Source organism: Leeuwenhoekiella sp. ZYFB001 (genome assembly GCF_011784865.1).
Taxonomy (GTDB): Bacteria; Bacteroidota; Bacteroidia; order Flavobacteriales; family Flavobacteriaceae; genus Leeuwenhoekiella; species Leeuwenhoekiella palythoae.
Genome location: NZ_CP050460.1, coordinates 2,617,474 through 2,630,061 on the forward strand (window position 1 = coordinate 2,617,474; position 12,588 = coordinate 2,630,061).

General features: G+C 40.1%; 13 protein-coding genes. 5 read left to right on the top strand and 8 right to left on the bottom strand.

What is annotated here, in order from left to right; genetic code table 11:
• Positions 1 to 3 precede the first annotated feature (3 nt).
• The 3 genes from HCN54_RS11240 to menA all read right to left on the bottom strand — a co-directional run bounded on the left by HCN54_RS11240 (position 4) and on the right by menA (position 2,716).
• Positions 4 to 1,038: an o-succinylbenzoate synthase gene (locus HCN54_RS11240; protein WP_167597863.1), complete on the bottom strand. Its 1,035-nt coding sequence runs from the start codon at positions 1,036 to 1,038 to the stop codon at positions 4 to 6.
• Between the two features lie 11 nt (positions 1,039 to 1,049).
• Positions 1,050 to 1,730 (bottom strand): metal-dependent hydrolase, encoded by a 681-nt coding sequence (locus tag HCN54_RS11245; RefSeq protein ID WP_167597864.1) that lies wholly within the window; start codon positions 1,728 to 1,730, stop codon positions 1,050 to 1,052.
• A gap of 83 nt (positions 1,731 to 1,813) precedes the next feature.
• The gene (menA, locus tag HCN54_RS11250; protein ID WP_167597865.1) at positions 1,814 to 2,716 is read right to left on the bottom strand and encodes a 1,4-dihydroxy-2-naphthoate octaprenyltransferase; all 903 of its coding nucleotides are present in this window, start codon (positions 2,714 to 2,716) and stop codon (positions 1,814 to 1,816) included.
• Between the two features lie 200 nt (positions 2,717 to 2,916).
• On the opposite strand from menA, the gene HCN54_RS11255 reads away from it, so the two are divergent.
• The 3 genes from HCN54_RS11255 (at position 2,917) to HCN54_RS11265 (ending at position 6,698) form a co-directional block, all read left to right on the top strand.
• Positions 2,917 to 4,665, top strand: coding sequence for a glycoside hydrolase family 13 protein (locus tag HCN54_RS11255; RefSeq protein ID WP_167597866.1), 1,749 nt, complete (start codon positions 2,917 to 2,919; stop codon positions 4,663 to 4,665).
• 86 nt (positions 4,666 to 4,751) lie between these two features.
• A complete protein-coding gene (locus HCN54_RS11260) occupies positions 4,752 to 5,285 on the top strand; it encodes a DUF421 domain-containing protein (RefSeq protein ID WP_167597867.1) in 534 nt (177 codons plus the stop codon).
• A 192-nt stretch (positions 5,286 to 5,477) separates the two neighbouring features.
• A complete protein-coding gene (locus HCN54_RS11265; protein ID WP_167597868.1) occupies positions 5,478 to 6,698 on the top strand; it encodes a DUF4998 domain-containing protein in 1,221 nt (406 codons plus the stop codon).
• 87 nt (positions 6,699 to 6,785) lie between these two features.
• Here HCN54_RS11265 and HCN54_RS11270 read toward each other — a convergent pair whose 3' ends face one another.
• Genes HCN54_RS11270 through HCN54_RS11285 form a run of 4 tightly spaced genes read right to left on the bottom strand, consistent with a single transcriptional unit; the run spans position 6,786 to position 9,786 of the window.
• Entirely contained in the window at positions 6,786 to 7,733 is a 948-nt protein-coding gene (locus HCN54_RS11270; RefSeq protein ID WP_167597869.1) for an aldo/keto reductase, read from the bottom strand.
• Positions 7,734 to 7,750: 17 nt separating this feature from the next.
• A complete protein-coding gene (locus tag HCN54_RS11275; RefSeq protein WP_167597870.1) occupies positions 7,751 to 8,581 on the bottom strand; it encodes an MBL fold metallo-hydrolase in 831 nt (276 codons plus the stop codon).
• A 2-nt stretch (positions 8,582 to 8,583) separates the two neighbouring features.
• Complete coding sequence (locus HCN54_RS11280) at positions 8,584 to 9,378, bottom strand: SDR family NAD(P)-dependent oxidoreductase (RefSeq protein ID WP_072983712.1); 795 nt, start codon at positions 9,376 to 9,378, stop codon at positions 8,584 to 8,586.
• A 15-nt stretch (positions 9,379 to 9,393) separates the two neighbouring features.
• Positions 9,394 to 9,786: a DoxX family protein gene (locus HCN54_RS11285; RefSeq protein WP_167597871.1), complete on the bottom strand. Its 393-nt coding sequence runs from the start codon at positions 9,784 to 9,786 to the stop codon at positions 9,394 to 9,396.
• A 152-nt stretch (positions 9,787 to 9,938) separates the two neighbouring features.
• Here HCN54_RS11285 and HCN54_RS11290 point away from each other — a divergent pair, with 152 nt between their 5' ends.
• Both HCN54_RS11290 and HCN54_RS11295 read left to right on the top strand, forming a co-directional pair.
• The gene (locus HCN54_RS11290) at positions 9,939 to 10,793 is read left to right on the top strand and encodes an AraC family transcriptional regulator (protein WP_167597872.1); all 855 of its coding nucleotides are present in this window, start codon (positions 9,939 to 9,941) and stop codon (positions 10,791 to 10,793) included.
• 212 nt (positions 10,794 to 11,005) lie between these two features.
• Positions 11,006 to 11,599, top strand: coding sequence for a hypothetical protein (locus HCN54_RS11295; RefSeq protein WP_167597873.1), 594 nt, complete (start codon positions 11,006 to 11,008; stop codon positions 11,597 to 11,599).
• A gap of 51 nt (positions 11,600 to 11,650) precedes the next feature.
• On the opposite strand, the gene HCN54_RS11300 is transcribed toward HCN54_RS11295, so the two are convergent.
• Positions 11,651 to 12,586 carry an NAD(P)H-dependent flavin oxidoreductase gene (locus HCN54_RS11300; protein ID WP_167598895.1) on the bottom strand — a complete coding sequence of 312 codons (936 nt, stop codon included), beginning with the start codon at positions 12,584 to 12,586 and terminating at the stop codon, positions 11,651 to 11,653.
• Positions 12,587 to 12,588 lie beyond the last annotated feature (2 nt).

The following is a 12,588-nucleotide window of genomic DNA, read 5'->3' on the forward strand; positions in this document are numbered from 1 at the left end:
AAATTAAAATTGAAAACTCCAGCGATTCTCAGGCATATACCACAATTCACCGTGTTTAATTTCTAATGGGGAAGATACATTATTTGTGTATAACGCACCAGTACCCAAACCTTGTGGAATACTAGTGCTTTTAGTATAGGTGTATTGTGCAATGGCATTGAGCCCAATATTGCTTTCTAATGCCGAAGTGATCCACCATCCTATGCCCTGCTCTTCTGCCAGTTGAATCCAAGTATCGCATCCGCGGAAACCACCTACTAAGCTGGGTTTTAAAATAATATATTGAGATTTTATTTTTTGCAATAGCTCCTTTTGCTTAGCATAACCAAAAACACCTATCAATTCTTCATCTAACGCAATCGGCAAAGGTGTTTTTGCGCATAACTGTGCCATCGCATCTTCCTGTTGCTGTTTGATAGGCTGCTCTATAGAATGTAAATCTAAAGCAGCAAGACGCTCAAGCTTCTGTAATGCTTCGGCTGGAGCAAAAGCACCATTAGCATCGACACGCAGCGTAATTTTTTCTTTCGGGAAACGGTCTCGAATTCCCTGAAGCAGTTCAATTTCAGCATCAAAATCGATGGCTCCAATCTTCATTTTAATGCAATCAAATCCTGCCGAGAGTTTTTCGGTAATCTGGTCTTGCATATATTCAGGCGATCCCATCCAGATGAGACCATTGATGGCAATCCCGCTATTTCCCTGCGTAAATGCAGAAGGAAAAAGTTCAAAAGGATTTTTAGCGTGAAATGATCTAAAAGCCATTTCTAAGCCAAATTGAATACTGGGAAAGTCAGTAAGCCGCTCATAAAGCGTTTCTTCTCCCAGGTGAATGTTTTCGCAAACCCATTTTAGTGTGTCTTCATAGTCAGGACGATCATCAATGCTAAGACCACGCAGAATCCCACATTCTCCAAAACCGACTTTATCTAGCTCTTCGATTTTAAGAAACCAGGTCTCTTTAATATTCATAACGCCCCGCGAAGTTCCGCTGGGGCGTTTAAAATTTAAAATGAATTTTTTATAAGATGCTGTCAAAAATCACGTGTTTAGAGTTCGTACGAACTTCCTATTTCTAAAAGGGTAAGTTGTTTTTCGACGGCGTCAAAGGCTTTTTTAGCGCCTTCGTGATCAATCTCTATATAGCCAAAGGTATCATAATGACATCCTATGATGTTGTTGCATTCGATAAAGTCACTGGCTAAAACAGCATCTTTGATCCCCATTGTAAAATTGTCACCAATAGGTAGGATCGCCAGATCAAGATCAAACTCCATCCCAATCAGTTTCATATCCATCGTAAGTGCAGTATCGCCTGCCATATAAATGGTTTTATCATCTATGCTGAACACAAAACCACCGGGTTGCCCGCCGTAGCTTCCGTCAGGAAATGAGCTTGTGTGAATGGCATTTACATATTTTACTTTACCGAATGGAAATTTCCAGCTTCCGCCGTGATTCATCGGGTGCGTTTCAATACCTTTTTCGCCGTAATGATTAGCGATCTCAAAATTACTTACGATGATCGCATCCGCTTGTTTTGCGATAGTCTCAGCATCTAAGGTATGATCTTGGTGTGCGTGGGTTAGAAAAATATAATCCGGATTAAGATCTGCGATGTCTATTTTATCTTTAGCGAGTTCGTTTCCGGTTATAAAGGGATCTGTAAGAATCGTGGCTTCCTTGGTTTCAAAGCCAAAACAGTTTTGCCCGTAATAAGTAATTTTCATAGTTGTAAATTTTTGCAACTAAATTTCGATAAGCTAAAGCACAACAGAAAATCCCTAACTATAAGTTTTCGTTAAAAAACGATTTAAAATAAAAATCCTAAGGTAAATAAGACCGAAAAGAAAAACGTGGCCAATGCGACCTTTTTGAGTTCAGGATCTAACAACGCCGGACTTTCATTTTGCGCCACATACGCCAGATGTTTTCCTAAAGGAATAAAAACAACACAGGCAATTACAGACCATAAATAGGTATTGGTAAAATGAAAAAACAGTAAACTCGCCACTAGTGCTCCCACGATTAAAAAGTAGTGATAGAACTTCGATTTTTTTGGCCCTAGAAAAACCGCCAATGTATTCTTTTTTGCACGCGCGTCACTCAACCGATCTCTCATATTGTTAAGGTTCAAGACCGCTATGCTCAAAAAGCCAACAGTTAATGCCGGAAGAAAAACAACAGCATTTAGCTGTGCTGCATATAAGTAGTAACTCCCTGCCACCGCGACAAGGCCAAAAAAGATAAATACAAACAAATCTCCAAGTCCCATATATCCGTAAGCACTTTTACCAACTGTGTATTTTACGGCAGCAAGAATGGCCAACAAACCCAACACAAAAAACAACACAGATTCTAAAAAGCGTTCTGAGCCAAATGCGGTATAAATAAGTGCGATACTGATCAAAAGCGTTACCGAAGCGGTAAAAACCATTCCGTTTTTTAATTGCTTAGCTGTAAGCAGTCCGCTTTGCATTGCTCTTGCCGGACCAATGCGTTCGTGATTATCGGTCCCTTTAACACCATCGCCATAATCATTGGCGAAATTAGATAGAATCTGAAATCCTAAAGTTGCCAATAACGCCAGAATACAAATATCCCATCTGAAAAATCCAGAGTTATACGCCATTGCGCTCCCTACAATAATCCCTGAAACGGAAAGCGGCAAAGTACGAAGTCGGGCTGCAGAAACCCACGCCTTAACTGGTGTCATAATTGAATCTTTCGCACAAAAATACGCTTATAAAAGGGTTTAGAGAAACGAGCAATTATAATTTTAAATGCTTTAAAAAAGATACCGAAATCGTTGTAGCGACTTCTAAAAATAGTATTTTAAACCTGATTTTGAATGAACTAACAGTTCAAGACAAAAATTCACACCTTGAATTTACAACCACTGTTTAAAAGATTACTATGAAAAAACTTCTACTTTTTAGTTTGCTACTTTCTGTCATTGTAAGCTGTAATGAAAATAAAAAAACGTCAAATACCTCAACAGAACCAGAGCAATCCATTGACAAAAAATGGTGGAAAGAAGCCATCGTTTATCAAATTTACCCGAGAAGTTTCCAAGACACTGATGGTGATGGTGTAGGAGATTTACAAGGAATCATCAACCGGCTAGACTACGTGAAAGATCTTGGAGTTACGGCGGTATGGCTTAATCCGATTTATAGTTCGCCCAATGATGATAACGGGTATGATGTGAGCGATTATAGAAACATAATGAGTGATTTTGGCACTATGGAAGATTTTGACACGATGCTTTCTGAGATGCACGCCAGAGACATAAAGCTCGTGATGGATATTGTAGTAAATCACAGCAGCGATGAACACCCTTGGTTTAAAGAAAGTCGAAGCTCTCGAGACAACCCTTATCGCGATTATTACCACTGGTGGCCGGCAGAAAAAGGAGAACCACATTACCGTTATAGTCTTTTTGATGCAGAAGGAAACGCTTGGAAGTATGACGAAAAAACCAACGCCTACTATCTGCATTACTTCTCTCAAAAACAACCTGATTTAAATTGGGAGAATCCAAAAGTGCGGCAAGAAGTTTACGATATTATGACGTATTGGGCAGAAAAAGGTGTTGATGGTTTTAGACTTGATGCATTTCAGTTTGCAGCAAAAGACACCACATTTCCTGAGTTTCCTAAAGGTTTTGAGAAAAACTTCATTCAGTATTACGCCATGCAAGATGGTCTTCACGATTATTTAAAGGAAATGAATGAGCAAGTTTTTAGCAAATATGACGTGATGAGCGTGGCCGAAGGCGCAGGTAGAACGCTTGAAGAAGCACACGAACTCGTTGATGCAGACCGCAACGAGATCAATATGGCATACGCCTTTGACGGAGTCGATATTCCTAAAGCAGAAGGGTATGAACTTTCAACTTTTAAAGAAACCTCCTCAAAATGGGACAGTGCTTTTGCAGACAAAGGGTGGATTTCTATTTTCTTGTCAAATCACGACCAAGCCCGTATGGTAAGTAGGTATGCAAATGACAGTCTGCCGTATCGTGCTCCATCTGCAAAAATGCTCAACACGTTTATTTTAAGTATGCGTGGTACACCCTATTGTTATTTTGGGGACGAATTGGGAATGACCAATAATCCTAAACTTCAAAATATTGAAGATTACCAAGATATCGCCGCCATTAACGGATACAAAAAAGCAAAAAGTCAAGGTGAAGATATGGAAACTTTTATGCAGAATTTACGCTTTGGCTCCCGCGACCATGGCAGAACTCCGATGCAATGGGATGCTTCAGAACATGCAGGCTTTACCTCCGGGAATCCTTGGCTGCCTTTAAATCCCAATTATATTGACGTAAATACCGAAGCAGAACTAGCCGATGAAAATTCGGTATTAAATCATTTTAAAAAGATGACTGCTCTAAGAAAAGAATCAGATATCTTGATTTATGGAGACTACGAGCTTCTATTACCCGAACATCCGCAAGTATATGCGTACACACGCAGTTTAGGAGACGAGCAGTTTCTTGTTATGCTCAATTTTAGCAAAGAAAAAGTTTCGGTAACACTTGAAGAGCTCGGCAACTTTTCAGAGCTAAAAATCAACAATTATTCTAATTTGAATAAACAAGCTAACGAGCTACAGCTTGAACCGTATCAAGCGGTGATTTTGGCAAAATCTTAGCTACGCTTTAGAAATTATTTAATAGCGCTAAAAGCGATTGCAGCGGCTTGAATAAGTAACTTCAAACGCAATCTAACCACGCTACTATGGATACTTCTTACTTTTTCAAAAACTTAACTATGATCCCTGACGTTTTTCTGGGGACACTTTTTATTTTCTTGCTCGTTGTAGTATTGACGCGAATTTTTGGACTGAAAAGTTTCAGCAAAATGACCGGCTTTGACTTTGTCATCACAGTTGCCATTGGTAATATTATTGGGATGAGCATCAACTCGAGTAAACCGGCAATTCTTCTGGGAGCTTTTATATTACTCGCACTTTTTGCTTTGAATTACGCGGTAACCCTATTACGCTTCAAGTCAAAAAAAGCTGAAGATCTTATTGACAACGATCCCTTGCTGCTGATGGAAAACGGTCAAATATTAGAAGAAAATATGAAAGCCAGTAAAGTGACTCAGGCCGAATTGCAGTCAAAATTACGTGAAGCCAATGTAATCAGATTGAGTCAGGTAAAAGCGGTGATTTTAGAAACTACCGGAGAAATAAGTGTATTGCATAGCAATGATCAAAGCATCACGATCGAAGATTACATTATGGGCGACGTGATCAGGCAAAAGTAAATGACTTTTCAAACGCTTGCTTGAAGTACGCTTCTCCAATTATTCAAATAATCCTTTGAATTTCAGTTGATTTAAGCAGGACACTACAGGTTAGACAAATGCAAACCCTTAATTAATTTTACGGGGATATGAGCGAACACCTTGATCTTCGCAATCGATATCGTTAATAAAGTTTAATCATACGTAGTACACATGAAATTAAAATTACGCTTACATCCTTTTTTCATTTTGAGTTTTCTGGCACTTGGAAGCACCTGTATGGTATCTTGTGATTCAGACGACACCTTACCGGTAGAACCGGAAGAAGCTACGGTTGCTCAGCTGCAATCCTTTTCGGTCAAACCAGGAAAAAACCGAGTTTTTGTAGAAGGAACAGTTCCTGCCAATGCCGATATTGCTGAAATTAGAATTTACTGGAATGAGCAATCAGACTCCAAGACCATTGCGGTCTCCTCTTCTTCTGAAGCGCAGCAAATCTCAACGTATATCGAAAACCTAGATGAAAAATTTTATGCATTTGAAGTGCAAACAGTAACCGCCGCCGGAGATGGCTCTATCCTCTTAAAAGGAGGCTCAGAAGTTTACGGCGATAATTACAGCAACCTTCTATTCAATCGTCCTGTTAACGCCAATGTTCTTGAAGAAAGTTCGTTAACTATAGAATTTGGTGAGATGGATTTAAGTACCGGTGTCATTGGCACACAACTCAATTATGAAACTACCGAAGGTTCCCAGGAAGAGCTTTTTATTCCGGTGAGTAAAAACGATCTTAAAATCACAGACTTCAAAGCGGGTACGTCGTACAGCTATCGCAGCGTATTTGTGCCCTCTCCTGTGGCTATCGATACGTTTTATACAGACAATGCGAGCTATATGCCTATTGAGTTTCCTAAACTCGTAAATGCTGCTGTACCTTTTGCGGCAAGCTCCATAAGCGGTCGCTGGGGAATTCTGGAAGATTGGACCACTACAGATCCCGTACTTATTCATAACGGTCACGGCGGTTGGGATGAGTGGAATAACAATATTTTTAATATTGAATCTGGCTGGGGAGCTCCTGCTATCACGAATGGAAAAGTTTACCAATCAATAATGACCGGTCCCGGCGAATTTGCGTTAGAAGTTTCTGTAAGAGATAGTAACCACAGTGAGAGTGATGAAGGCGGTGCTTATTTTGTGATCGCTAAAGGAACAACATTACCTGACGTGGCTGATGTAACAACCTCTGCCGAAGTTCTTGCTTACGAACGCATACATACTACTGCTAATTCCGGCACCCCGGAAGTCTACAGCATTCCTTATACCATAGAAGAAGCTACAACCATTACCATCGGTCAGGTAACCACACAATGGGGACAAACACCCGGACGTTTCTGCAATATTTTCTCTTTTGAAATTGTGCCCGGTAATTAAGATTATTTATTTGAACTAGCCATCCAAATAGAAAGGGGAACTTTAGTTTAAAGTTCCCCTTTTTAAAATCAAAACAACTAACTAAACTTACTTACTCGCTGTGTTTAAAACAGCAAGATCTTCAGAATCGAATTTTAATTTTGGTGCTTCAAAAATAGTCTTCAATTGCTTTTCACTCGTCGCGCTGGCAATAGGAGCGCCTATATGCGGTTGCGCCATCAACCAAGCCAAGGAGACGGTCGCTTGAGATGTGTTATGCTTTTCAGAAACTTGATCTAAGGCTTTTAAAACTGCAAGTCCCTTCTTATCTAGATATTTTTTTACACTATCTCCGCGTACGCTCTTATTCAGATCGTCCTCAGAACGGTATTTACCGGTTAAAAAGCCAGCGGCTAATGACCAATACGGAAATACCGTAAGGTTATATTTTTCGGCCAAAGGTGCATAGTTGCTCTCGTAGCCTTCTCGCTCTACCATATTATAGTGCGGTTGCAAGGCTTGATACTTAGGCAGATTATTTTTTTCTGAAGCAGCAAAGGAAGCTTCTAATCGTTCTGGTGAAATATTTGAAGCCGCAATATGACGCACCTTTCCGGCTTTTATGATTTCATCGTATGCCTCAAGCGTTTCTTCTACCGGAGTTTTTTCATCATCAAAATGCGTGTAATACAAATCAATATAATCTGTTTGTAAGCGCTTTAATGATTTGTCAACCGCTTCCAGAATATGTTTCTTAGTGGTGTCAACAGGATGTGTTCCGGTTTCTCCTCCTACTTTAGTCGCCATTATGATTTGATCTCTGTTTCCGCGAGATTTCATCCATGTACCTAATATGGTTTCAGACTGACCGCCATCTTTTCCATCTACCCAATACGAGTACATATCTGCGGTATCAATAAAGTTGAAACCTTGATCTACAAAGGCATCCAGAATTTCAAATGATTGTTTTTCATCTAAGGTCCAGCCAAAAACATTTCCTCCTAAATTAATAGGTGCTACGTGTAAATCGGTGGTTCCTATTTGTATCTTTTTCATTGCTTTTTATTTTCTAATTATTGTCCTATTGATTTTTCCATAAGAATGCGCCACACGTTCATGGGTAGCCATTCTTCATAATTTTTCCAATGTTTGTATTTTGGCAACTCAACCTTATTTGGAATCTTAAACAGATTAGTCCCGTTATCCAGCTCTGTTTGAACTGCGGCATATAAATCATCAAAGTAGTTTTGCATCAACGTTAGATCTTCGCGCGTACCTATGGCACGCACGTGCGACATCAATAAAGTATCAAAATCCAATTGCTGAATCTCTTTTAGCGATGCCACCCAGTTTTTAGGATCAGCGTCAGGGAGATACGCATAAAGCACACGATCTGGCACCACAAGGTCAATGGTAAAGACGATGTTATGCTCAGGAAACCTAAATACGGTCATTCCGTCTCCGTGATTTCTTCCGTAGAAAAATAACTCGATTTGCTTATTTCCAATGGAATAAATGGTATTGCTTCCCGTCCAAGTTTGATCAGGCATCAAGACATCCGGATTGGGCGTAATCGTTTCTGCCGCTTTTTCGTGACTAATGATCGTTGCACCTTCCGCTTTAAAAATTTGAGCTCCGCTGATATGATCCCAATGATTATGACTGTAAAACACTGTTTTAACCGGCAAGTCCGTCACTTTATTAATAGCCTTCATTGTAGCTTCAGCATGTCGTGCATCTAAAGGATCTATAACCACAACTTGATCATCAGTCACATAAAAGCAAGAAAAGGTACGGTCGCCCACCATATACAAGTTGTTTTCGACCTTAATTGTCTTTATTTCCTGCGCCCGAGATAATACTCCAAAAAGGATGGCAATCGCTACTGTGATCTTAGTTCGCATCACTATACTATATAATTAGCCACACCACCATCTACACGTAATGCTGCCCCATTTGTGGCTGCTGAAAGCGGACTCGCAACATATACGACCATATTAGCTACCTCTTCTGTCTCTGCAAATCGTTGAATGAGCGAAGTAGGTCTGCGCTCTTCAAAAAACGCTTCAACAACTTTTTCTACTGAAGTATCCTGTTCTTTGGCGGTTTCCTCGAGATCATTGGCATTCGCTCTACTCATTGTTGGTCCCGGCAATACACTGTTTACGGTCACATTAGTTCCCTTACTCAGCCTTGCTAAACCTCTTGAGATCGCAAGTTGGGCGGTTTTACTAAAGCCGTAGTGTACCATTTCGGTTGGAATATTCAGCGCAGATTCACTTGAGATGAAAATAATTCGGCCTTCATTTTTCTTCAACATTTTAGGGAAATAATGACGCGCGAGACGTACGCCACTCATCACATTCACTTCAAACATCTCAAACCATTCGTCGTCTGTGATATTCTCAAAATCAACCTGATTAAAAATCCCCACATTATTCACGAGAATATCTACATCAGGAATCTCCTCTAGTAGATGATCAATGTGCTCCTTTTTTGCGAAGTCGGCAACGATGCCTGTAATTTCTTCGTTTCCGGTTTCTTTCTTCAAGTCTTTAATTACTTCTGCGATATCCTTGGCTTTTCTTCCATTGATAATTACGTGCGCACCTTCTTGCGCCAGACCTTTGGCAATGGCTTTTCCTATTCCGGCAGTAGAACCGGTTACCAATGCAGATTTTCCTTTTAACTGTAAATCCATAGCTTTTTTTTGTTGTTAGTTGCTTTTGCTTAAAACGCCTTGATTGTGTTCTGAAAACAAGAAGAGGATTGCGAGGTACAACCCGTAAAAGAGTTGAATCGCAACCGCCGACCAATTTTCTTGAAACGAGCTTCCAAAAATGAGGACACACACCAAAACAATACTTATAGCAGCAGTCTCCTTTGCTTTAAAACCAATGATAAGCGCTATTCCCAATAACAACTCGACAAATGGAAGTATAAGGGCGAAAGGCTTAACGAGTTCAACCGGCAAATAGGTTTCGGCAAAGGAGTTGGTCATACCTTGGGCAAAAGTCGTGAGTTTAGGGATACGTATAAAACCGTGTCCTAGAAAACTAAACCCGATAGGCAATCGCGCCAACGTATAGGCTGCTTGTTTCTTAGTCATAACTGTGAGGTGGGTTAAGGCTATATTGAAGTCCTGCTGTTTTGGACAGTTCTTCTGTTTTAAGCATTAGCTGTTTTTCTTTTCTACGAAATAACAACAGAACGACTTCAACTTTCTTGTAAAAACAAATGATTAAACTGTAATTTTACATTATGAAACGTTATACTCAGTTTAACAGATTAATCGTTGACGACTTTACTACTGATGTTTGGGAGCATCCGTTGCATAACCACAATCATTATGAAGTGATCTTCATCAGGTCTGGCAGCGGCATTCACCATCTCAACAATAGTTTAGTACCTTACGAGCCCGGACACCTCTATTTACTAGGACCCGAAGACGAACACGAATTCATTATTGAAGAGACGACAAACTTTGTCTATTTTAAGTTTACCAAACTCTACTTTGACACCTTTGATGGCGAAAATCCGGCGGTATGGAATCAACATATTGATAAATTATTGAGTAAAAAATGGAGTAGAAAACGGAATTTACTGAGAAACAAAGAGGACGTTAGTATTGTTGACGATCTGTTTAAGCTCATTGTAACCGAATATGAACGTAATGCACTTTTAAGCAAAAAGCTGGTCAATCATCACTTTAAAGCCATTTTATTGGTATTGAATAGAAATGGGCCGAATTGCGATAAAAAGCAACAACGAAGAGCCGACTCAGATATCACCGAAGCTTTGCTGGAATATATTGAGCTCAACATTTACGATCCTAAAAGTGTTTCTCAAAAGCAGATCGCGCAGCATTTTCACTATTCACCAAATTACATCGGCATCCTGTTTAAAAAGAACATTGGAGCTTCGCTTAAAAAGTACATTCAGGATTATCGCTTCAACCTATTAAAACAGCGTCTAAAACACGGTCACTTGAGCACCAAACAACTCAGTCTTGATTTCGGGTTTACTGATGAAAGTCACCTGCATAAGTTTGTAAAGGCTCAATCAGGAAAAAGTCTACTTCAGCTAAAAAAACAGATTTTACCAGAACGCGCGTAGTCTTCTTTTTACACATTTAACATTCATAACCGCTTTTATTAAGCACATCAAACACTCCTCTGTTAATCAACACATTAGTGCTTTAAATTATGTGAATTTTTAGAATTTTCACTTAACAGAGCTTAACAAAACCTGAATTTTTTTAATACTTCTTAAGCATTAGGCTGTGGAATATAGCCCTAGTTTAGCTCTAAACATTAAAATCTAAAAAGATGAAACATTTATTGATATATACAGGAACAGCTATTTTTTCGTTAGCGATTTTGGCGTGTAATACGCAAACAACTAAAAAAGATCTAGCTGAAAATAAACCTGCAGAAACCGAACTTATTAAACCGCAGCCACCTGCTGAAGAAGTAGTTCCTGAAGGGTACGAAGTTTATAAAAGTCCGAGCCTTATGGAAGGTTGGAAGTTGAGCTTTTTACATCCCGAGCGAGCTTCGGTAGAAGGATCAGGTACACAAATGATCATTAGATACACCGGCGAAGACAACTCCTTTTACGGTGGTCTAACTGACGGATTCATCGTTTCTATGACAATGAGCAACGATGAAGCTTTAGAGCAAAAAATTGAAAACAACACCCCAGAGAAAATGGGAGAATACGAGGTGTATTCTTATCGAGCATTGAATAGTATTGGTTCAGCGCAGGTAGATCATTACTTGATTCAATTAAATGCTTCCGGAGATTCACAGCCCGTATATGCCGACTTTTCAATGGCGGTTAAGGGTGATTCAGATGCTGAATATAAGGCGATGATTCAAGAGATTTTTGAATCGATGACTTGGTCGCAAGAAACGGTATAATAAGAACTGATTAAAAAGTAAAAAGGGCGCTCATAGCGCCCTTTTCTATGTTTACAACTCAGGGAGTTTTGTTGCCTGAAATTCTGAAATGATCTCGTGTACGACGGCTGCCGCAGGTTTGATCTCGTGAATGAGTCCGGCGATTTGACCGATTTCGAGTTCGCCTTCTTCAAGATCACCCTCGAACATTCCTTTTTTAGCTCTTCCTCGGCCTAGTAGATCACTAAGTTGCTCTTTAGTCGGCGTAGTTTCATAAAGACGCTTCACATCAGTATAGAACTTATTTTTAAGTAATCTTACGGGAGCAAGCTCTTTTAGTGTAAGTTCGGTAGCGCCTTCTTTGGCCTCCACCACCAGATCTTTAAATGCTTGATGACTGCTGGCTTCGGGCGTAGCTACAAACCTGCTGCCGATCTGCACACCATCTGCTCCCAAAATCATCGCAGCGAGCATCCCTTTTCCGGTAGCAATACCGCCGGCAGCAATTAAAGGAATATCAAGTTGCTCTTTCACCATGGGAATCAACGCGAAGGTCGTCGTCTCCTCCCGACCGTTATGGCCTCCTGCTTCAAAGCCTTCAGCAACCACGGCATCCACACCTGCTTCTTGCGCTTTCAAAGCAAACTTTACACTGCTTACTACGTGCACGACTTTTATACCGTGTTTCTTGAGATGTGAAGTCCAGGTTTTAGGGTTTCCGGCACTGGTGAAGACGATTTGTACTCCTTCCTCGATAATGATTTGCATTAATTTATCGATATCAGGATATAGCAGTGGTACGTTGACACCAAAATGTTTTGTGGTAGCCGCTTTGCATTTTTGAATATGCTCGCGTAACACTTCAGGATACATAGAACCTGCACCAAGAAGTCCCAACCCCCCGGCATTACTCACAGCGCTGGCGAGTTCCCAGCCACTATTCCAGACCATTCCTGCTTGAATTAATGGATATTCAATATCAAAAAGTGCTGTTATTCTATTCAAAATAA